This window comes from Candidatus Binatia bacterium, from assembly GCA_036563615.1.
In the GTDB taxonomy this organism is placed as follows: domain Bacteria; phylum Desulfobacterota; class Binatia; order UBA12015; family UBA12015; genus DATCMB01.
Genome location: DATCMB010000022.1, coordinates 482,972 through 502,730, shown reverse-complemented (window position 1 = coordinate 502,730; position 19,759 = coordinate 482,972). Strand labels below are relative to the sequence as shown.

The window sequence follows — 19,759 nt, the reverse complement described above, 5'->3', positions numbered from 1 at the left end:
TCGTGAACAAGTGCGACCCTCACGTCTGACAGTGCAGCGCCCGCTGGTACGCCGCGTACGTCTCCTGCGCCGTGCGATCCCACGTGAACTCGCGGGCGCGCGCGAGCCCCCGGCGAATCAGGTCGGCACGGGCCTCCTGCTTCGATCGGGGCGTAAGTCTATAGAGCGCCCCGCGCAGGCAAGCAACCGAACGTTCCGGGAACAAAATCCCCGCGTCGCCGACCACTTCCGGCAGCGCGCCGGCCTCGGCCGCGACCACCGGCACCCCGGCCGCCATGGCCTCGAGCGCCGGCAGCCCGAAGCCCTCGAGCCGCGACGCGATCACCACCACCGCGGCTCCCCGGTACGCGCAGCGGAGCTCGGCCTCGTCGAGCTCGCCGAGGACCGTCACCGCGCCCGGCGGCAGCCCCGCCGCGGCGACGCGCTCGCGCACCGCGCGCCGGTCGGAGCCCTGCCCCGCGAGCACGAGCTTGATCTCCGGCAGCTCCCGCCAGGCCTCGAGCAGCAGGTCGAGGCCCTTGTGCGGCAAGCCGTTCGTGACGTTGAGCGCGTACGGCGGCTGCAGCCCGCGGCGGCGGACGAAGCCCTCGACCGCCCCTTCGGGCAGGGGCGCGCCCCAGGCGTCCGCGTCGACGCCGTTCGGCACGACCGCGACCCGCTCGCGCGCGATCCCGGCGAGCGTCTCGAGGTCGCGCGCCACCGCGTGCGACGGCGTCAAGACCAGACGCGCGCGTCGGCGCACGAGCCCGAGCATGACGCGCGCGTAGACCGCGTGCAGCGGCGTGCGCGGCACGCGCAGGTGGATCAGGTCGTGCACCGTCGCGACGAGCGGCACGCGCGCCATCCCCGGCACGACGTAGTGCGGCACGTGCAGGAGATCGAGCCGCCTCTCCGCCGCGACCCGCGCGAGCTCGACGTGCTCTGCGAGCGAGTAGCCGCGCGCACGCACCTCGACCACCTCGAGGTCGCCCTGCGCGCGCAGCCGCTCGACGCCGGAGGGCCGCGCCAGCGCGACGAACGTCGTGTCGCGCGCGAGCGCGGGCAGGCGGCGCAGCAGCTCGCGGACGTAGCGGCCGATGCCCCCGTCGTCGAGCTTGCGCGCGTCGATGCCGATGCGGCGCATGCCTCGCCGCGGTCGCTAGCCCAGCGTCTCGCGCACGACGTAGGTCGGCTTGCCCTGGGACTCGTGGTAGGTGCGCGCCAGCATCTCGCCGAGCAGCCCGAAGGTGATGAACTGCAGGCCGGTCACGACGAGCAGGATCGCGAGCAGCACGATCGGCCGTCCGCCGAGCTCGACGCCGAGCACGATCTTCTCGAAGCCCAGGTAGAGCAGCAGCAGCGCGCCGAGCGTCGTCGCGAGCAGCCCGAGCAGGCCGAAGACCTGGATCGGGCGCGTCGCGAAGTCGGACAGGAACTTGACGGTGATCAGGTCGAGGATGACGCGCACCGTGCGCGACAGCCCGTACTTCGAGCGTCCCACCGTGCGCGGGCGATGATTGACGGGGATCTCCGTGACCCGCGCGCCGAGGTCACCCGCGATCGCCGGCAGGAAGCGGTGCATCTCGCCGTAGAGCTTGAGGCCCTGCGCGATCTCACGGCGGTACGCCTTGATGCCGCAGCCGTAGTCGTGCAGCTTGACGTGGGTCGCGGACGAGATGATCGCGTTCGCGATGCGCGACGGCAGGATGCGCGTCAGCGTGTCGTCCTGCCGGTCGTGACGCCAGCCGGAGACCACGTCCCAGCCCTCGTCGAGCTTCGCGAGCAGCCGCGGGATGTCGGCGGGATCGTTCTGCAGATCGCCGTCCATGGTGACGATGACGTCGCCGCGCGCGTGCGCGAAGCCGGCCGCGAGGCTCGCCGTCTGGCCGAAGTTGCGCCGGAAGCGGATCACGCGCACGCGCGGATCGCGCGCGTGCACGGCGGCGAGCTTGGCGAACGTCCCGTCGCTCGAGCCGTCGTCGACCGCGACCACCTCGGCGTCGAGCCCGAGGCGGTCGAGCACGCCGAGCAGCTCCTCGAAGAAGGCGTCGATCGCCTCCTCTTCCTCGTAGAACGGCACGACGACGGACAGCGCGCAGCGCTCCGCGCTGCGCACGTCGTCCATGCGCAGGTCGTTCATAGGTACTTGCCGGCGATCAGGCGGAGACGCTCCCGCGTCCGCTCGGGGATCGTCGCGCGGTCGGTGACGATCGCGAACTCGAGCGCGTGCCGGCACGCGCAATCGCCCTCGGGCAGCTTGCCCGCGAGCTCGGCGACCGTGCGCGCCGCGAGCTCGGCGTTCGCCTTCAAAACGGCGAGGATGCTCGCCGCGTCGACCTCGGCCTCGCTCTCGTGCCAGCAGTCGTAGTCGGTGCTCATCGCGAGCGTCGCGAAGCAGATCTCCGCCTCGCGCGCGAGCTTCGCCTCCTGCAGGTTGGTCATGCCGATCACCGACGCGTTCCACGACCGGTAGAGGTTCGACTCGGCGCGCGTCGAGAACTGCGGCCCCTCCATGCAGACGTAGGTGCCGCCCTCGTGCACCGTCGCGCCCGCCGAACGCGCGGCCGCGGCGACGCTCTTCGCGAGGCGTCCGCACACCGGGTCGCCGAACTGGACGTGCGCGACCACGCCGTCGCCGAAGAAGGTCGCGTTGCGCGAGAACGTCCGGTCGATGAACTGGTCCGGCACCACGACGTGCCCGGGCACGATCTCCTCGCGCAGGCTGCCGACGGCGCCGACCGCGAGCAGCTGCACGACGCCGAGCTGCTTCATGCCGTGGATGTTGGCGCGGAAGTTGAGCTCGGTCGGCAGAAGACGGTGGCCACGGCCGTGGCGCGGCAGGAACGCGACGCGGCAGCCGGACAGCGTGCCGATGACGAACTCGTCCGACGGGTCGCCGAACGGGGTCGTCAAGCGCACGCGCTCGACGTCGTGGAGATCGGCGAGGTCGTACAGGCCGCTGCCGCCGATCACGCCAAGGGTTGCGCGGGGAGTGGAATTCGACACGGCGCTAGGATTCGCACACGGTACGCGGCGAGTTCAAACCGGAGTTTGCGAAAGGCTCGTGCGCGTCCCGCCGCCGGCGGACGCGACGCCCCTCCGCTCGGGAGCGGCTCAGGACAGGATGAGCTGCCCCGCCTCCCAGGCGCCCCAGATCAGCACCGCGAAGTAGAGCAGCGTCGCGATCGTCATCAGGTAGCCGAGCAGGACGAACAGCCCGTCGTGCTCGAGGATGCCGAGCGCGAGGAACAGGATCGCGATGCCCGGCAGCGTGTTCGAGAACGGCACGAAGCCGAACGGCGCCATCAGCAGGAGTCCGGCGAACGCGAGCACGAGGCCGTTGAAGCGCGTCACCGCGGCGCCCTTCGAGAACACGGTCAAGCGCGGGTGCAGCAGCCGCTCGAAGCGCGCGACCAGGTTCGCGCCCTGCTCGAGCGCCTTGCCGAGCGGTCCCGCCGGCACCTCGCGACGCAGCACGAAGCCCGGCAGCCAGGGCAGCTGGTTCAGCGCGACGCCGATGCCGATCAGGATGATCACCAGGCCGAACACCGTGCTCACGCCCGGCACCGACACCGGCACGAGGAACGGCAGCGTCAAGAACACCGCGAAGAGCTGCATGCCCGACTGCCCCAGACGCTCCACGAGCTCACGCACGGAGACCTGCCCCTCGGGCAGGCTCCGCGCCGACTCGATCAGGGTCTCGGAGAGACGGCGGTCGGTGGAAAGGCCGGCTTGGGTCATGAGTGTCGATTCCTAGCGTCCATTGTCGCGTCGCGAAAGCGGGTTTCAGCCGCGAATCACCTGGATGCGGCGCAGGCGGCGCACGGTGACGCGCATCTCGGGTCCGAGCAGATCGCCGTTCACCGTGTAGTAGGCCGGGCGCGCGAACTCGACGTGCAGCTCGGCGGCGATGTTGTCGTACAGGTCCGGGTCGCGCGCCGGGTAGCCCTTGTAGAAGTAGCGCAGCTTGCGCGTGAGCTGCGTCGCCTTGGCGGGCCCGCCCAGCACGTGGAACTGCCCCGGCTTGCGCCCCGCGAGGTAGAACGGCTCGAAGCCGAGCCCGATCGCCGAGACGCTGCTCGCGATCAGCATGCGGTACGAGCGGTGCGGCACGCGCTCGCCGTCGCACACGACGTCCGCCTCGAAGGGCTGGAAGATCTTGGCCTGCAGCGGCCCGCGGACGAGCGCCGAGCCCATCAGGCGCAGCACGAGCCAGGCAGCGGTGAGGGGTCCCGGATCGGGCGGCGCGTAGTACGCGCGCAGGAAGTTCACGATCATGCCGCAGCCGAAGATGTAGCCGACGGCCTCGTCGTTGACCGAGAACAGGTCGCAGTCCGCGCAGTCGTGCGTGATGCCGTGCAGGTGGTCGTTGACGACGTGCGACAGCAGACGCTCGGGCGAGCTCGATTGCGAGCGGATCGCGTGCGTCAGGTTGTTGATGGTGCCGGCCGGCAGCGGCAGGATCAGCGGCCACGGCGCGTCGCCGAGCCGCTTGTGCAGCACGGTGAAGGCGCGGAAGTAGCTGCCGTCGCCGCCGCACAGCGCGAGCACGTCCGGGTCTTTGTCGAGCGCGCGGCAGATGACGGTGTCGAGCTCCTCGAGCGTCGACGGCGTGTGCACCTCGCCGTGGTCACCGACGATGCGCGCGAGACGCTCGGCGCGTCGCATGCCGCGCTTGTTGCCGCCGGCATAGGGGTTCACGATGACGGAGATTCCGGGCATCGGGCTCGAGGGCTCGGGTCGGCGGAAGTCCGCTCAGCCGGCCGCCGCCTGCGCGGCGAGCTGGCCGCACGCGGCTGCGATGTCCGGCCCGCGGCTCTCGCGGATCGTGGCGTGGACGCCGTGGTCGAGGAGCAGCTGCTGGAAGCGCAGGCGGCGCGCCTCCGGCGTGCCCTCGTACGGAGCACCGGGGAACGGGTTGAAGCAGATCAGGTTCACCTTGGCGCGGATGCCGTGCAGCAGCGACACCAGACGGCGCGCGTCCTCGTCGCCGTCGTTCTCGCCGGCGAGCAGCACGTACTCGAAGGTGATGCGTCGGCGACGCGGCAGCGGCAGCGCGCGGCAGGCGTCGAGCAGCGTGCGCAGCGAGTACTTGCGCGTGACCGGCATCAGCACGCGCCGGCTCTCCTCGGTGGTCGCCGACAGCGACACCGCGAGATTGACCGCGGTGCGCTCGAGCAGCGCCTGCATCTGCGGCACGAGCCCGACCGTCGACACCGTGATCCGCCGCGGCGAGATGCCGAGCCCCCAGGGCGAGGTCAGGATGTCGATCGCGCCGATCACGTTCTCGAGGTTGTGCAGCGGCTCGCCCATGCCCATGAAGACGAGGTTCGTCAGGTGGCCCACGCCGAGCGGATCCTCCTCGAGGTGGCGGCGCGCGAGCATCACCTGCCCGACGATCTCGTCGATGCGCAGGTGGCGGCGCAGCCCGAGCCGCGCGGTCGCGCAGAAGGCGCAGCCCATCGCGCAGCCGACCTGCGACGACACGCACAGGGTCAGGCGGTGCCGGTCGGGGATCAGAACGCTCTCGATCAGCTCGCCGTCAGCGAGGCGCAGCGCCATCTTGCGGGTGCCGTCGTGCGAGCGCGCGATGCGGACCACCTCGAGCGCCGGCGGCGCGAGCTCGGAGCGGAGGTACGCGCGCAGCTCGCGCGGCAGGTTGGTCATCGCGTCGGGATCCGTGACCCCGCGGCCGTAGATCCACGACAGCACCTGTCCCGTGCGATAGGACGCAATCCCGGCGCGGTGAAGGATCGCGTTCACCGAGTCGGGCGTGGCGGCGAAGACCGGGAGCACGCCGGAGGCCTAGCACGCGGACCGCGCGCTGGCACCGCGCGGTCCGCGTCCGCGGTCGCCGCGCCGCGCGGACGCCCTGTTGGCCGGGGCCTCTCCGGCGCGCGGCTCTTGGCGCCTACGGCGTCGGCGCGACGTCGTCGTTGACGATCTCGCAGACGTAGACGCCACCGACGACCGCGGTCCCCGAGCAGCCCGAGAACGACGCCTGATACCCGTCCGGCCCGCCCGATTCCGTCACCGAGTACGGCCCAACGTCGATCGCGACCTCCACGCCCGGCGACGCCGTGCCCGGAAACGACGAGGGCGACGGGTTCGCGTTGGCGACGTGGATCGTCCAATCGGACGCGACCGCGGTGCCGCCATCGTCGTTCCTGACGGTCTTGATGACGTGGAGCCGCGCCGGGAGGTACTCGGCCTTGACGGTGCAGGTGGCGATCGCCCCGGGCGCGAGCGGCTCGGAACCACAGCTACCCAGGAACGAGACGAAGTAGCCGGGCGCTGGGTTCGTCACGGCCATGAGGAACGTCTGCCCCGGCGTCACCGTCACGATCGTGCCGGGTGCGGCTTCACCCGGGAACGAGGACGGAATCGCGCCCGCGCCGCCGACGTGGACGCCGAAGTCGCTCGCGGTCGCAGTGCCGCCGCGCTCGTTGTGGACGGCGACGTTCACGATCAGGTGCGCCACGTTCGGCGGGCACGCGGCCAGCTCGGCCTCGCAGGCTTCGAGGTCCGCCACGGTGACCTCCAGCTCCGCGCTGCACGTCGCGAGGTTGGCCGTGCAGGCCGCCAGCTCTGCCGCGCAGCCTGCGTAGTCCGGGAGCTCCGCGCCAGCGGCCGCCGCCGCCACGTCGTCCGTGCACTGCATCAAGTACTCCTCGAACGCCGACGACGGCTCCGTCGCCGCGCAGTCCGCGCCGTACTTGGCCGTCGCCCTCGCGAACGCCTCCGCGAGGTTTCGCGAGCACCTGGTGAGGGCCGTCGTCCGTCGCTCCGCGTCGAGGGACTTCGAGTACCGTTGCTCGGCAAGCAGCCGACAGCGCGCATAGCGCGCCGCCGCAAGCTCGAGCGCGGCCTCGCACAGCTGGGCGCGCGTCGGCGCCGCTCGTGCCGCGGGAACGAGGATCAGCAGCGGGATCAGGAGGATGGGAACTCGGCGTAGCATGGGGCACCTCCAGTCGCGGCCGAACACGTCCTGAACGAAGTGCCGCGCACGCTACCGCCTTTTCGCTTGACGATCAAGCAGAATCTTGCCTGACCGCCCGGCCATGGCCCGCGTCGGGTCGACCGGGGCGTCGCCGGCCGGAGCGAGCTCCGCTACGCCGCGACGGCGGTCGCCATCAGGCGAAGGTCAAACGAAGCCGATGCCTCGCAGGAACGGCGTCGCGGTTCTGGCTTCCTCGCGGCGAGGCTCGGGGAGCGAGCGCCCAGCGACAACCGTCTCGCGGGCGCCGGCCCGCGGCTCGCGCCACGAGCCGGCGCCCGCGAAACCAAGCCCTCGAGGATCGTGCGTCAGCTCACGAGCCGCCGCGGACGGCCCGGACGTAGGTGCTGGCCCCCTTGCCCATCGGGATCATGAACCCTTCGCCGAAATCCACGATCCACGCGGTCACCGGAGCCTCGGCGGACGTCGACGACGTCCAGTAGAAGCCAGGAAAGGTGCAACTGCAGGTCAGCACCGCGCAGCCGGGGACGCAGCCCGACTCGAACTCGGGAAACGTCGCTCGATTGTAGACTTCGAGGTTGACGAGGGTCTCGAGCTCCCTGCGGTTCGGCAGCCGCCAGTCCGTGTAGCCCGCGAAGCCGCTGCCGGAGTTCAGCGTCGCGAGGAACTCCGTCACCACGGTACCGTCGAGCTCCGTGCACAGCCCGGACGGACCGGCGCACCACGTGTACCTGTTGTCCCTGTCGTGGATCGAGCCGTCGTCCGACTTCTTCTCCCACATCAGGCCCGTCCGCGTGTCGGTGATCGTCCCGTCGCCGTTGTCGACGAAGTGGTGCGCGACGCCCATCTGCAGGTCGCCGTCGTCGCCGGGACCGTAGCTCGTCGTCTGCCCGGTCTTGAGCAGCCGCGCCCCGGGCTCCGCCTCGCAGGCGGCGAGATCGTCCTCGCAGCTCGCGAGATCCGCGTTGCAGCTCGCGAGCTCGCCGGCGTAGTCGGGCAGCGACGCGCCGCCGGCCGCGGCCGCGACGTCGTCCGTGCACTGCGCGAGGTACGTCTCGAACGTCGACGACGGCTCCGTCGCGGCGCAGTCTGCCCCGTACTTCGTCGTCGCCTTGGTGAACGCCTTGCTGAAGTTTGCCGAGCACTTGGCGAGCGCCTTCTCTCGCTTCGCCGCGTCGGGGTTCCTCGAGTGCCTCTGCTCGGCGACGAGCCGGCATCGCGCGTACTTGGCCGACGCGAGCTCGAGCGCCGCCTCGCACTGCTGCGCGCGCGTCGGCGCCGCGTGCGCCGCAGCAGCGAAGGCAAGCACAGGAATCAGAGCGAAAATGGAGCGGTGTGGCATGGCGAACCTCCGTTGAGGATCGAACGACTTCGAGAGGAAGAGCCGAATCACGCGCCGCCGCGAACCGCGCGCACGTGCTTCTCTCCCGCCTTACTGCCCCCGAGCACCGCGGCGTCGCCGAAGTCCACCTGCCATGCGCTCTGCGGAACGGAGGCCGGTGTGGACGACGACCAGTAGCCGCCGGAAGCGGTGCAGCTGCACGTCAGCACGGTGCAGCCGGGCTCGCAGCCCGAGTCGAACTCCGGAAGGGCGCTCGGATCGAACACCTCGAGGCTCACGAGGCTCTCGAGCTCCTTGCGGTTCGGTAGCCGCCAGTCGGTGTATCCCGCGAAGCCGCTGCCGGAGTTCAGCTCCGCGAGAAACTCCGTCACCACCGTACCGTCGAGCGCCACGTCGAGGCCGTCGCAAACCCCGTCGCGATTCGCGTCGCTGCACCACGTGTACGTGTTGTCCTTGTCGTGGATCGAGCCGTCGTCCGACTTCTTCTCCCACATCAGGCCCGTCCGCGTGTCGGTGATCGTCCCGTCGCCGTTGTCGACGAAGCGGTGCGCGACGCCGATCTGCAGGTCGCCGTCGCTACCGCTGCCATGGCTCGACGTCTGCCCGGTCTTCAGCAGCAGCGCCGGCGGCCGTGACGCGCACGCGGCGAGATCGCTCTCGCAGGTTGCGAGATCGCCGTTGCAGCTCGCGAGCTCGCCGGCGTAGTCGGGCAGCGACGCACCGCCGGCCGCGGACGCGACGTCGTCCGCGCACTGCGACAGGTAGGTTTCGAACGCCGACGAAGGCTCGGTCGCGGCGCAGTCTGCCCCGTACTTCGTCGTCGCCTTCGCGAAGGCCTTGGCGAAGCTCGCGGAGCACTTGAGGAGCGCATTCTCGCGCTTCGCGGCATCGAGGCTGATGGAATACTTCTGCTCGGCGACGAGCCTGCACTGCGCGTACTTGGCGGACGCGAACTCGAGCGACGCCTCACAATGCTGCGCGCGCGTCGGTGCTGCGTGCGTTGCGGGGGCAACCGCAAGCAGCAACATCGAGACGAAGAAAGATCGATGCGGCATGCGAACCCTCCCGTGCGGCCGGAGACCTCCGGCCGGAAGTCCGCCGCTCATTGCCGGGAGGAGACGCGAACGTCAAGAGATCCTTATGTTGCGCATGAGCACGTCAAATGCAGCTGCACCTCACACAGCATCGACGTGCGTCAAGCATAGATCCGTTTCGCCGCATCTCATCGACGCGATTTCAGGAACGAAATTCGAGAGCGTCTCGAGGGCCGCGTGCCTGGCCGGACGCAGCTCGGAGGAGAAACGAAGAGCTCGATGTCCGTCGCGAGGTCGTCCTCGTTCGCGACGATTCCCAAGGGAGGCGGCACGGCGAGACGAGCCGTGCCGAGAAGGTGGGGGACGCTGCGCCGCGGCCGCCGGTGGAAGCACCCGGCCGCGGCGCAGCGCACTGATCAAACGAAGTCGATGCCGCGGAAGAAGAACGCGATCTCCTGCCGCGCCGTGTCCGGCCCGTCGGAGCCGTGCGCCGCGTTCTTCTCGACGTCGGTGCCGAAGTCCTTGCGCACCGTGCCGGGCGCGGCCTTCGCGGGGTCGGTCGCGCCGAGCACCTCGCGGTAGCGCGTGATCGCGTTCTCGCCTTCGAGCACCGAGACGAACACCGGGCCCGAGGTCATGAACTTGACCAGGTCCTTGAAGAACGGCCGCTCCTTGTGGACGGCGTAGAAGGCCTCGGCCTGCTCGGTGGTGAGGCGCAGGTAGCGCCCGGCGACGACCTTCAGGCCGGCCTCCTCGATCCGCGCGAGGACCTTGCCGATGCCGTGCTTCGCGACCGCGTCGGGCTTGATGATCGAGAGGGTACGTTCCATGTGCTTGACTCCTTGAGCTTCTCAGCCGCCCAGCGCCGCGCGCATCGTCACGCCGAGCTCCGCCGGGCTCGGTGCGACGCGGATGCCCGCTGCTTCCATCGCGGCGATCTTGTCCGCAGCCGTTCCCTTGCCGCCCGAGATGATCGCGCCGGCGTGGCCCATGCGCTTGCCCTTGGGCGCGGTCTGGCCGGCGATGAAGCCCGCGACCGGCTTCTTCATCTCGCGCTTGACGTACTCGGCGGCCTCCTCCTCGGCCGTGCCGCCGATCTCGCCGATCATGATGACGCCCTCGGTGTTCGGGTCGCGGTTGAAGAGCTCGAGGACGTCGATGAAGCCGGTGCCGTTCACCGGGTCGCCGCCGATGCCGACGCACGTCGACTGCCCGATGCCGAGCTGCGTGAGCTGGTGCACGGCCTCGTACGTGAGCGTGCCGCTGCGCGACACCACGCCGATCTTGCCCGGCTTGTGGATGTAGCCGGGCATGATGCCGATCTTGCACTCGCCCGGCGTGATGACGCCCGGGCAGTTCGGTCCGATGAGGCGCGTCTTCGTGCCGGCGAGGAAGCGCTTGACGCGCACCATGTCGAGCACCGGGATGCCCTCGGTGATGCAGATCACGAGCTCGACGCCGGCGTCGGCCGCCTCCATGATCGCGTCGGCCGCGAACGGCGGCGGGACGTAGATCACGCTCGCGTTGCAGCCGGTCTTCGCGCGCGCCTCGGCGACGGTGTCGAAGATCGGGATGCCCTCGAAGTCCGTGCCGCCCTTGCCCGGCGTCACGCCGGCGACCACCTGCGTGCCGTACTCCTTGCACGCGCGCGTGTGGAACTGACCCGTCGCCCCGGTGATTCCCTGGGTGACGACCTTGGTGTTCTTGTCGACCAGAATGCTCATGGGGGTTCTCCGGCTCAGGCGCCCTTCGCGGCGGCTACGGCCTTCTTGGCACCGTCGAGCATGTCCTCGGCGGCGATGATGTTGAGACCGGAGTCCGCGAGAATCTGCTTTCCTTCCTTGACGTTCGTGCCTTCCATGCGGACCACGACCGGGACCGTCAGCTTCATGTCCTTCGCGGCCTTCACCACGCCGGCCGCGAGCACGTCGCAGCGCATGATGCCGCCGAAGATGTTGATGAAGACGGCCTTCACCGTCGGGTCGGCGAGGATGATGCGGAACGCCGCCGCGACCTTCTCCTCGCTCGCGCCGCCGCCGACGTCGAGGAAGTTCGCCGGCTCGCCGCCCGCGTACTTGATGATGTCCATCGTCGCCATCGCGAGGCCGGCGCCGTTCACCATGCAGCCGATGTTGCCCTCGAGCGCGATGTAGGAGAGGTCGTACTTCTGCGCCTCCTGCTCGCGCGGGTCCTCCTCGTTCGGATCGCGCAGCTCCTTGATCTCCGGGTGGCGGAAGAGCGCGTTGTCGTCGAAGCCCATCTTCGCGTCGAGCGCGACGAGATCGCCCTCCTCGGTGAGCACGAGCGGGTTGATCTCGACCAGCGACGCGTCGGTGTCGATGTACGCCTGGTAGAGCCCGGTGAGGAACTTGGCGAGCTTGCCGAGCGACGCGGCGGGGATGCCGAGCGCCTTGCCGAGCTTGCGCGCCTGGAACGGCTGCAGGCCGACGACCGGCTGCACCGCCTCGCGCAGGATCTTCTCCGGCGTCTTCGCCGCGACCTCCTCGATCTCGACGCCGCCCTCCGCGGACGCGATCACGGTGATCAGGCTGGTCGCGCGGTCGAGCGTCAAGCCAAGGTAGAGCTCGCGCGCGATCTTGCAGCCGTCCTCGACGAGCACGCGGTGCACCACCCTGCCCTGCGGCCCGGTCTGGTGCGTCACGAGCGGCTTGCCGAGGATCGACTTCGCGAACTCGCGCGCCTCGTCGGCGCTCTTCACCAGCTTGACGCCGCCGGCCTTGCCGCGGCCGCCGGCGTGAATCTGCGCCTTCACCACCCACGGGCCCGGGCCGCCGAGCTGCTGCACCGCCTGCGCCGCCTCCTCGGGGGTCGAGGCGACCTGGTTGCGCAGCGTCGCGACGCCGTAGCGCGCGAGGATCTGCTTCGCCTGATACTCGTGAATGTTCATCTGGCTTGCCTTTCTGCCTGCCTGGTGCGTGCGGGAGCCGTTACGCTGGGTACGGAGCGCCGTCGCGCAGCGCGGTCTCGAGCGCGCCGCGCGCGACCGCGAAGCCCGGGTCGGTCACGATGCGAACGAAGGAACGGTCGAGCAGCGGGATGCGCTCGATGGCGTCGCGGAAGCCGGGCACGTCGAGCACGTGCCCGAGCAGCACGATCGAGCGCGCCGAGTGGAAGCGCGCCGCCTCGAACGCGAGCCGCAGCGCCGCCTGCCCGACGAGGTTGATGAGCGCGGCGGCGAGGTCCTCGGGGCGCGGCTCTCCGCCACCCTTGCGGGCGACGCGCGCGAAGTGCGCCGCCGTCGCCTCGGCGGGAACCGGTCCGACGCCGCTGCCGAGGATGTCGCCGACCGTGAGGTCGCAGCGCGACACGTCGCCGCGCCGCGAGAGCTCGCCGATCGTCTCGACGTCGGTCGTGCCGAGCAGCAGCTTCGCGAGCCCGAGCAGCGTGCCGCCGCCGATGCCGCTGCCGACGAGCCGCTGCGGCGGGTTCGGCGGGTCGGCGAGCACGATGCCGGTCCCGGTGCCGAGGCTGACGACGATCGCCGGCGTCGGCGGCGCTTCGCGCAGGCCGCCGACCGCGGTCGCCGTCGGCTCGTCGACCTTGACGACGCGGGTCGAGCCCAGCCGGTCCGGGAGCTGCCAGGAGCGACCGCCGGTCACCGCGACCAGCTCGAGCGCCGAGCGCGTGCCGTCGACCGACGCGCGGACCAGCTGCGCGAGCAGCTCCTCCGCGACGGCGGGCTCCGGCGACGCCGACGGCAGCGCGAGCAGCACGTCGTCGCGCCCCGGCCGGCGCAGGACGAGGTCGGTGACCGTCCCGCCGAAGTCGATCGCGGCGCTGTGCACGGCGGGACCCGGACGACCTACTTGTTGAGCACCGCGTCGAGCGCCGCGACCAGCTCGCCGACGTGGCTCGCCGACACGGCGAGCTCCTTCTTCTCCTTCTCGCTGAGCGGCACCTCGATCACCTGCTCGACGCCGCCCGCGCCGATGCGCACCGGGACGCCGACGTAGAGATCCTTCAGGCCGTACTCACCCTCGAGGTACGCGGCGCACGGCAGGATCTCCTTGCGGTCGAAGAGGTACGCCTCGGCCATGCGGATCGCGGCAGACGCCGGCGAGTAGAACGCGGAGCCGGTCTTGAGCAGCGCGACGATCTCGCCGCCCGCCTGACGGGTGCGCGCCTCGATCGCGTCGAGCCGCTCGGCCGAGATCAGGTGCTCGACCGGAACGCCGCCGACCGTGCACGACGAGCGCACCGGCACCATGTCGTCGCCGTGCCCGCCGAGCACGAGCGCCTGCACGCTCTCGACCGACACGCCGAGCTCCATCGCGAGGAACGTCCGGTAGCGCGCCGAGTCCAGCACGCCCGCCATGCCGACGACGCGCTGCTTCGGGAAGCCGGTGACGCGCTTCATCAGCGTCACCATCGCGTCGAGCGGGTTGGTCAGCACGATGACGAACGCGTTCGGCGCGTGCGTCTTGATGCCGGTCGCGACCTCCGAGATGATTTTCGCATTGATGCCGAGGAGGTCGTCGCGGCTCATGCCCGGCTTGCGGGCGACGCCGGAGGTGACGATGCAGACGTCCGCGCCGGCGATGTCGGCGATCTGGGTCGTGCCCTTGATCTCGGCGTCGAAGCCCTCGATCGGGCCCGATTCGGCGAGGTCGAGCGCTTTGCCCTGCGGAAGGCCGTCGACCACGTCGTAGAGGACGACGTCGCCGAGGCGCTTGAGCGCGCACAGGTGCGCGAGCGTGCCGCCGATGTTGCCGGCACCGATCAGAGCAATCTTGCGTCGAGCCATCTCCGAATCCTTTCAGCCTTAAGATCGAATCGAGCGTCTGGCGCGGAACGCGGACGGACCGCGCACCGAGATCCGGCGAAGACGCACGGACGAGCGCGCACGACGCGCCCGCCCCGCGTCACGCGCCGGCTACATGTGCTTGATGATCGCGTCGCCGAACTCCGAGCACTTGACGAGCGTCGCGCCCTCCATCAGGCGGTGGAAGTCGTAGGTCACCGTCTTCGCGGCGGTCGCGCCGTTGAAGCCCCGGATGATCGCGTCGGCCGCCTCGTTCCAGCCCATGAAGCGGAACATCATCTCGCCCGACAGGATCACCGAACCCGGGTTGACCTTGTCGAGGTTGGCGTACTTCGGCGCCGTGCCGTGCGTCGCCTCGAAGACGGCGTGCCCGGTCTTGTAGTTGATGTTGCCGCCGGGGGCGATGCCGATGCCGCCGACCTGCGCGGCGAGCGCGTCCGACAGGTAGTCGCCGTTCAGGTTGAGCGTCGCGATGACGTCGAAGTCCGCGGGCCGCGTCAGGACCTGCTGCAGCGTGATGTCGGCGATCGCGTCGCGGATCAGCAGCTTCTGCTTCCACTTGCCGTCGCCGTGCGTCGGCCACAGCGCGAGCGCACGCTCGACCTCGTCGACCACCTTCTTCTTCTGCTCGGCGGTCATCATGTCGTAGCCCGGCTCGATCGCGCGCGCGTTGTCCTCGTTCGACAGATTGGGGTTCGCCTCGCGGTTGCCGAGGATCCAGCTCTCGCGCTCGGTGACGGTCTCGTTGCGGAACTCGCGCGCGGCGAGCGCGTAGCCCCAGTCGCGGAAGGCCCCCTCGGTGAACTTCTGGATGTTGCCCTTGTGGACGAGCGTCACGCTCTTGCGCTTCTCGCGCATCGCGTACTCGATCGCGGCGCGCACCAGGCGCTCGGTACCCTCGCGCGAGACGGGCTTGATGCCGATGCCGCTGGTCTCGGGGAAGCGGATCTTCTTGACGCCCATCTCGTTCTGCAGGAAGGCGATGACCTTCTTCGCCTCCGGCGACTCGGCGGGCCACTCGATGCCGGCGTAGATGTCCTCCGTGTTCTCGCGGAAGATCACCATGTCGACGAGCTCCGGCTTCTTCACCGGGCTCGGCACGCCCTGGAAGTAGCGCACCGGACGCAGGCAGACGTAGAGGTCGAGCATCTGCCGGAGCGCGACGTTGAGCGAGCGGATGCCGCCGCCGACCGGCGTCGTCAGCGGTCCCTTGATGCCGACCAGGAACTCGCGGAACGCGGTGACGGTCTCCTCCGGCAGCCAGTCGCCGAACTTGTTGAACGCCTTCTCGCCGGCGTAGACCTCGCACCAGGCGATCTTCCGCTTGCCGCCGTACGCCTTGGCGACCGCGGCGTCGAACACCCGCTGCGCGGCGCGCCAGATGTCGGGGCCGGTGCCGTCGCCCTCGATGAAGGGGATGATCGGGTTGTCGGGGACCTGAAGCTTGCCGTCGGAGCCCATGCGAATGGGCTGACCGTCCTGCGGCACCTTCACGATCTGATAGCTCGCCATAAGCTTCGTCGTCTAACGAGAAGCGGTGCGCTTCGCTACCGGGGACGCGCGGGTCGTCCCGATTTGACCTCGTGCGCCGCCGAGCCGTAAGTTTCGGGCGATGAGACGTCGAGGCGGGTCGCTGGTGGCGAGGGTGATGACGACGGCGGCGGTCGCGCTCGTCGCGGGGCTGCTCGCCTGCGGCGGCGAGGACATCTGCCTGAACTGCCCGGACGGCCCGCCGACCCCGTCGCCGATGGTCACGGTGACGGGCAACATCACGAGCAGCAACCCGTTCACCAATCCGGCGCAGATCAACGTGCTGATCTGCGTCGGCCTCGAGCCCGGTCAGGACCCGTCGAGCTGTCCGGCGAGCTTCCTGACCATTCCCTCCATCGAGGGCACCTTCAGCCGCACCAACGTCGATCCCGGCAAGGTCGACGTCTTCTTCTGGGTCGACGTCAACCAGAACGGCACGATCGAGCCCGACGATCCGATCGCGCAGCTCCTCGACCCCGAGGGTCAGCTCGCGGAGGTGCCCGCGGGCCGCACCGTCGGGATCGCCAACGCGCGCATCCAGTTCCTCGACAACACCGCGACGGCGACGATCAGCGTGACCGCGACGCCCACGCCGACGCCGAGCTCGGCCGGGCCGACCCCGTCGGGCGTCCCGACGCCGATCCCGAGCCCGTCGCCGATGCGCACGCCCTGAGCGCGGCGTCGAACGCGAGCGAGACGTCGGACGCTACGACGCCTTGCCGCGGCGCAGCAGGTTGCGCCGCGCCTGCGCCTGCAGCACCGACGACACGTTCTTGCTCTTCGCGATGAGCCGCATGTCGCGCTCGTGCACGCCGTTCAGCAGGCTCAGCGCGATCTGCAGCGGCGTCTTCGGATTCTGCACCAGCGCGAGGCGCACCGAGTAGTGGCGTACCCACTCCTTCTCGTCGGCGATGATGCGCAGCAGCTCGCCGGGGAGGCTCCGGTTCTTCGCCATCGCGAGCGCCTCCTCGAGCGTGATGCGCGGGTTGCGCAGCACGCAGGCCTGCACGAGCTTGACGGGGTCGCGCGCCAGGATGGTGCGCACCTCCTTGTTGCCGGTGAGCGCCAGCTTGACGCGCTTCGGAACCGGCATCTTGCGGATGCGCTGGAAGAGGGACTCGCGCGCGGGCGACGCAGGCGCGCCCTCCGCGACCATGTCCTCCTCGATCCTGATCTGGTCGCGGCCTTCGAGGACCGCTGCGACCTCGGGGTCCTGGGCGTCGGGATCCCGGGTGAGGAACTGATCACCCGGTCCCGGGCTCACGAGCCCTCCGCCTGCCGTTTCGCTTCCTTGACGACCTTGTCGACGAGGTGCGCCGGCAGCTCCTCGTAGTGCGAGAACTCGATGTGGAACGAGCCCCGGCCTGCGGTCATCGAGTTGAGGTCCGGGCCGTACTTCAGCATCTCCGCCATCGGCACGCGGGCCTTGATCACCTGGTTGTGACCGCGCGGCTCGACGCCCTGCACCTTGCCGCGCCGCGCGTTGATGTCGCCGATCACGTCGCCCATCGCGTCCTCGGGCACCTGCACCTCGAGCGCCATGATCGGCTCGAGCAGGACGGGCTTCGCCTGCTCGACGGCGGCCTTGAAGCCGAGCGCCGCCGCGGTCTTGAACGCCATCTCCGACGAGTCGACGTCGTGGTGCTTGCCGTCGAACAGCGTGACCCGCACGTCGACCACCGGGTAGCCCGCGACCACGCCCTGCGCGAGCGCCTCACGCACGCCCTTCTCGACCGCCGGGATGAAGTTCCGCGGCACGACGCCGCCGACGATCTTGTCGACGAACTCGAAGCCGCCGCCGCGCGGCAGCGGCTCGACCTCGAGCCAGGCGACGGCGAACTGGCCGTGTCCGCCGGTCTGCTTCTTCACCTTGCCCTCGGCCTGCGCCTTGCCGCGGATCGTCTCCTTGTACGGCACCTTCGGCGCCTTCAGCACGACGTCGACGCCGAATTTGCGCTTGAGACGCTCGATCGTCGCCTCGATGTGCAGCTGGCCGATGCCGCCGAGGATGATCTCCTTCGTCTGCTCGTCGCGGTCGAGGTGCAGGGCCGGGTCCTCCTCCTGCAGGCGGTGCAGGCCGGCCATGACCTTGTCTTCCTCGCCCTTGTTCTTCGCCTCGAGCGCGAACGAGATCGACGCCTCGAAGTCGCGCAGCCGCGGGTAGTACGTGTGCACCTTCTCGTCGCACAGCGTGTCGCCGGTCGCGGCGTCCTTGAGCTTCGCGACCGCGACCACGTCGCCCGCGACGGCGCGCGGGATCTGCACCTGCTTCTTGCCCTCGAGGCGGAACAGGTGGCCGAGCTTCTCCTTCACCTGGCGCGTCGAGTTGTAGACCGTGCTGTCGGCCGCGACCTGACCCGAGAACACGCGGAAGACGCTCAGCTTGCCCGCGAACGGGTCGATGATGGTGCGCACGATCTGCGCCGAGAACGGCTCGTCGAGCGACGGCTTGCGCGTCACCTCGGAGCCGCTCTTCGGATCGTCGCCGACCGCGGGCGGCAGCTCGGCGGCCGACGGACAGGCCTGGACGACGAAGTCGAGCAGCGTCGCGGCGCCGACCGCGTTGGCACCCGCGCCGCACAGCACCGGCAGGAGCGCGCCCTTGAGAATCGCCTCGCGCAGCCCCGTGACGAGCTCGTCCTGCGCGAGCTCGCCGCTGTCGAAGTAGTGCTCGAGCAGCACGTCGTTGGTCTCGGCGACCGCCTCGACGAGCCGCTCGCGCGCCGAGCGCGCCTCCTCCGCGACGTCGGCCGGGATCTCGGCCTCGCGCATCTGGCCGCCCTCGCCGTGCACGAGCCACGCCTTGTTGCTGAGCAGATCGACCACGCCCTTGAAGCTCGACTCGGCGCCGATCGGGATCTGCACCGGCACGGGCTTCTGCTCGAGCACCTCGGCGAGATCGGTCACCGCCTGCTCGAAGCTCGCGCGCTCGCGGTCCATGCGGGTGACGAACGCGATCCGCGGGATCTGCAGCTCGGCGGCCCAGGTCAGAACCTTCTCGTCCTCGCCGCGGGTCTCGCCGTTCGGCGACATGACGAGCACCGCGGTGGTCGCGGCCCGCAGGCAGTTGCTCGCGTCGTGGATGAACGACGCGGCCCCCGGAGCGTCGATCACGTTGACGTCCGTCTTCTTCCACTCGAGGTGGTAGAAGCCCGAGAAGATCGAGCTGCCGCGCTTCTGCTCTTCCGGCTCGGTGTCGAAGTTGGAGGTGCCGTCCGCCGTGCGTCCGAGCGTCTTGGTCGCGCCGGCCGCGAGCAGCATCGCCTCCGCGAGCGTCGTCTTTCCCACCCCACCGTGTCCGATGAGAATGACGTTGCGGATGCGTGCGGGATCCTCAGCGGCCATGGCCCGTTCCCTCCCGATTGCGCTCGTAGATGAGGCGCAGCCCCTCGAGCGTGAGAAACTCGTCGACCTCGCCGATCGTCTTCGACTCCTCGGCGATGGTCTCCGCGAACCCGCCGGTCGCGATCACGCGCGCCACACCGCCCTGCTCGCGCTGGATGCGGTCGACGAGCCCGTCGACCAAGGCGACGTAGCCGTGAAACACGCCGGCCTGGATCGCGTGCACCGTGTTGCGCCCGACCACGCGCGGCGGGCGTACGAGCTCCACCGGGTGCAGCTTGGCGGTGCGCGAGTAGAGCGCTTCGAGCGAGATGCCGATGCCCGGCGTGATGACGCCGCCGAGGTACTCGCCCTTCGGGCTCACGACGTCGAAGGTCGTCGCCGTGCCGAAGTCGACGATGATGCACAGGTCGTGGTGCCGCTCGTAGGCCGCGACGGCGTTGACGATGCGATCTGCGCCGACCTCGCGCGGGTTGTCGTACAGGATCGGCATCCCGGTGCGGATGCCCGGCCCGACGACCAGCGGCGCGCGACCGTAGGTCGCGAGGCACATCGCGTCGATCGTGGCCTGCATCTGCGGCACGACGTTCGAGACGATGATGCCCTCGATCTCGCCGGGATCGATGCCCGACATGCGCTGCAGGTTCCACAGGACGACGCTGTACTCGTCGGCCGTCCGCGCGTGCTCGGTGAGGAGGCGCCAGTGCCGTCGGAGCTTCTCCCCTTCGAAGAGCCCGACGACGGTGTGGGTGTTCCCAACGTCGATCGCGAGCAGCATCGAGCCAACGGGA

At 70.1% G+C, this 19,759-nt stretch carries 19 protein-coding genes; 1 reads left to right on the top strand and 18 read right to left on the bottom strand.

Annotation, left to right across the window (positions count from 1 at the left end; genetic code table 11):
• Nucleotides 1-19: 19 nt before the first annotated feature.
• The 15 genes from VIS07_20790 to icd all read right to left on the bottom strand — a co-directional run bounded on the left by VIS07_20790 (nt 20) and on the right by icd (nt 15,608).
• Complete coding sequence (locus VIS07_20790) at nt 20-1,123, bottom strand: glycosyltransferase family 1 protein (GenBank protein ID HEY8517956.1); 1,104 nt, start codon at nt 1,121-1,123, stop codon at nt 20-22.
• A gap of 15 nt (nt 1,124-1,138) precedes the next feature.
• Nucleotides 1,139-2,119: a glycosyltransferase family 2 protein gene (locus VIS07_20785; GenBank protein ID HEY8517955.1), complete on the bottom strand. Its 981-nt coding sequence runs from the start codon at nt 2,117-2,119 to the stop codon at nt 1,139-1,141.
• Nucleotides 2,116-2,985, bottom strand: coding sequence for an S-methyl-5'-thioadenosine phosphorylase (mtnP, locus tag VIS07_20780; GenBank protein HEY8517954.1), 870 nt, complete (start codon nt 2,983-2,985; stop codon nt 2,116-2,118). The genes VIS07_20785 and mtnP overlap by 4 nt, the downstream gene beginning before the upstream one ends.
• A 108-nt stretch (nt 2,986-3,093) precedes the next feature.
• Entirely contained in the window at nt 3,094-3,720 is a 627-nt protein-coding gene (locus tag VIS07_20775) for an exopolysaccharide biosynthesis protein (protein ID HEY8517953.1), read from the bottom strand.
• Nucleotides 3,721-3,765: 45 nt separating this feature from the next.
• Nucleotides 3,766-4,701, bottom strand: a complete 936-nt coding sequence (locus tag VIS07_20770; protein ID HEY8517952.1) for a diacylglycerol kinase family protein — start codon at nt 4,699-4,701, stop codon at nt 3,766-3,768.
• A 33-nt stretch (nt 4,702-4,734) separates the two neighbouring features.
• Entirely contained in the window at nt 4,735-5,775 is a 1,041-nt protein-coding gene (gene rlmN, locus VIS07_20765; GenBank protein HEY8517951.1) for a 23S rRNA (adenine(2503)-C(2))-methyltransferase RlmN, read from the bottom strand.
• Nucleotides 5,776-5,890: 115 nt separating this feature from the next.
• Entirely contained in the window at nt 5,891-6,937 is a 1,047-nt protein-coding gene (locus VIS07_20760; protein HEY8517950.1) for a hypothetical protein, read from the bottom strand.
• A gap of 352 nt (nt 6,938-7,289) precedes the next feature.
• On the bottom strand, nt 7,290-8,279 hold the full coding sequence (locus tag VIS07_20755; protein HEY8517949.1) for a DUF1566 domain-containing protein: 990 nt from the start codon (nt 8,277-8,279) through the stop codon (nt 7,290-7,292).
• A 47-nt stretch (nt 8,280-8,326) separates the two neighbouring features.
• Complete coding sequence (locus VIS07_20750; GenBank protein ID HEY8517948.1) at nt 8,327-9,334, bottom strand: DUF1566 domain-containing protein; 1,008 nt, start codon at nt 9,332-9,334, stop codon at nt 8,327-8,329.
• A gap of 395 nt (nt 9,335-9,729) precedes the next feature.
• Entirely contained in the window at nt 9,730-10,143 is a 414-nt protein-coding gene (gene ndk / locus VIS07_20745; GenBank protein ID HEY8517947.1) for a nucleoside-diphosphate kinase, read from the bottom strand.
• 21 nt (nt 10,144-10,164) lie between these two features.
• Nucleotides 10,165-11,037, bottom strand: coding sequence for a succinate--CoA ligase subunit alpha (sucD, locus tag VIS07_20740; protein HEY8517946.1), 873 nt, complete (start codon nt 11,035-11,037; stop codon nt 10,165-10,167).
• Between the two features lie 14 nt (nt 11,038-11,051).
• Nucleotides 11,052-12,221: an ADP-forming succinate--CoA ligase subunit beta gene (gene sucC, locus VIS07_20735; GenBank protein HEY8517945.1), complete on the bottom strand. Its 1,170-nt coding sequence runs from the start codon at nt 12,219-12,221 to the stop codon at nt 11,052-11,054.
• Nucleotides 12,222-12,261: 40 nt separating this feature from the next.
• Nucleotides 12,262-13,119, bottom strand: a complete 858-nt coding sequence (locus VIS07_20730) for a Fumble domain-containing protein (protein ID HEY8517944.1) — start codon at nt 13,117-13,119, stop codon at nt 12,262-12,264.
• A 17-nt stretch (nt 13,120-13,136) separates the two neighbouring features.
• Nucleotides 13,137-14,078 (bottom strand): malate dehydrogenase, encoded by a 942-nt coding sequence (mdh, locus tag VIS07_20725; protein HEY8517943.1) that lies wholly within the window; start codon nt 14,076-14,078, stop codon nt 13,137-13,139.
• Nucleotides 14,079-14,207: 129 nt separating this feature from the next.
• A complete protein-coding gene (gene icd, locus VIS07_20720) occupies nt 14,208-15,608 on the bottom strand; it encodes an NADP-dependent isocitrate dehydrogenase (protein ID HEY8517942.1) in 1,401 nt (466 codons plus the stop codon).
• A 100-nt stretch (nt 15,609-15,708) separates the two neighbouring features.
• Here icd and VIS07_20715 point away from each other — a divergent pair, with 100 nt between their 5' ends.
• Nucleotides 15,709-16,299 carry a hypothetical protein gene (locus VIS07_20715; protein ID HEY8517941.1) on the top strand — a complete coding sequence of 197 codons (591 nt, stop codon included), beginning with the start codon at nt 15,709-15,711 and terminating at the stop codon, nt 16,297-16,299.
• Between the two features lie 33 nt (nt 16,300-16,332).
• Here VIS07_20715 and VIS07_20710 read toward each other — a convergent pair whose 3' ends face one another.
• Genes VIS07_20710 through VIS07_20700 form a run of 3 tightly spaced genes read right to left on the bottom strand, consistent with a single transcriptional unit; the run spans nt 16,333 to nt 19,746 of the window.
• Nucleotides 16,333-16,890 carry a hypothetical protein gene (locus VIS07_20710; GenBank protein HEY8517940.1) on the bottom strand — a complete coding sequence of 186 codons (558 nt, stop codon included), beginning with the start codon at nt 16,888-16,890 and terminating at the stop codon, nt 16,333-16,335.
• A complete protein-coding gene (gene fusA / locus VIS07_20705) occupies nt 16,887-18,971 on the bottom strand; it encodes an elongation factor G (GenBank protein HEY8517939.1) in 2,085 nt (694 codons plus the stop codon). Before fusA ends, VIS07_20710 begins: the two co-directional genes overlap by 4 nt.
• Complete coding sequence (locus VIS07_20700; GenBank protein ID HEY8517938.1) at nt 18,961-19,746, bottom strand: type III pantothenate kinase; 786 nt, start codon at nt 19,744-19,746, stop codon at nt 18,961-18,963. The genes fusA and VIS07_20700 overlap by 11 nt, the downstream gene beginning before the upstream one ends.
• Nucleotides 19,747-19,759 lie beyond the last annotated feature (13 nt).

Bases quoted from the DNA above. Each gene is read 5' to 3' on its own strand.
- VIS07_20790 (HEY8517956.1), bottom strand. From the start codon at position 1,123: ATGCGCCGCATCGGCATCGACGCGCGCAAGCTCGACGACGGGGGCATC.
- VIS07_20785 (HEY8517955.1), bottom strand. From the start codon at position 2,119: ATGAACGACCTGCGCATGGACGACGTGCGCAGCGCGGAGCGCTGCGCG.
- VIS07_20775 (HEY8517953.1), bottom strand. From the start codon at position 3,720: ATGACCCAAGCCGGCCTTTCCACCGACCGCCGTCTCTCCGAGACCCTG.
- VIS07_20770 (HEY8517952.1), bottom strand. From the start codon at position 4,701: ATGCCCGGAATCTCCGTCATCGTGAACCCCTATGCCGGCGGCAACAAG.
- VIS07_20760 (HEY8517950.1), bottom strand. From the start codon at position 6,937: ATGCTACGCCGAGTTCCCATCCTCCTGATCCCGCTGCTGATCCTCGTT.
- VIS07_20755 (HEY8517949.1), bottom strand. From the start codon at position 8,279: ATGCCACACCGCTCCATTTTCGCTCTGATTCCTGTGCTTGCCTTCGCT.
- VIS07_20750 (HEY8517948.1), bottom strand. From the start codon at position 9,334: ATGCCGCATCGATCTTTCTTCGTCTCGATGTTGCTGCTTGCGGTTGCC.
- ndk (HEY8517947.1), bottom strand. From the start codon at position 10,143: ATGGAACGTACCCTCTCGATCATCAAGCCCGACGCGGTCGCGAAGCAC.
- sucD (HEY8517946.1), bottom strand. From the start codon at position 11,037: ATGAGCATTCTGGTCGACAAGAACACCAAGGTCGTCACCCAGGGAATC.
- sucC (HEY8517945.1), bottom strand. From the start codon at position 12,221: ATGAACATTCACGAGTATCAGGCGAAGCAGATCCTCGCGCGCTACGGC.
- mdh (HEY8517943.1), bottom strand. From the start codon at position 14,078: ATGGCTCGACGCAAGATTGCTCTGATCGGTGCCGGCAACATCGGCGGC.
- icd (HEY8517942.1), bottom strand. From the start codon at position 15,608: ATGGCGAGCTATCAGATCGTGAAGGTGCCGCAGGACGGTCAGCCCATT.
- VIS07_20715 (HEY8517941.1), top strand. From the start codon at position 15,709: ATGAGACGTCGAGGCGGGTCGCTGGTGGCGAGGGTGATGACGACGGCG.
- fusA (HEY8517939.1), bottom strand. From the start codon at position 18,971: ATGGCCGCTGAGGATCCCGCACGCATCCGCAACGTCATTCTCATCGGA.
- VIS07_20700 (HEY8517938.1), bottom strand. From the start codon at position 19,746: ATGCTGCTCGCGATCGACGTTGGGAACACCCACACCGTCGTCGGGCTC.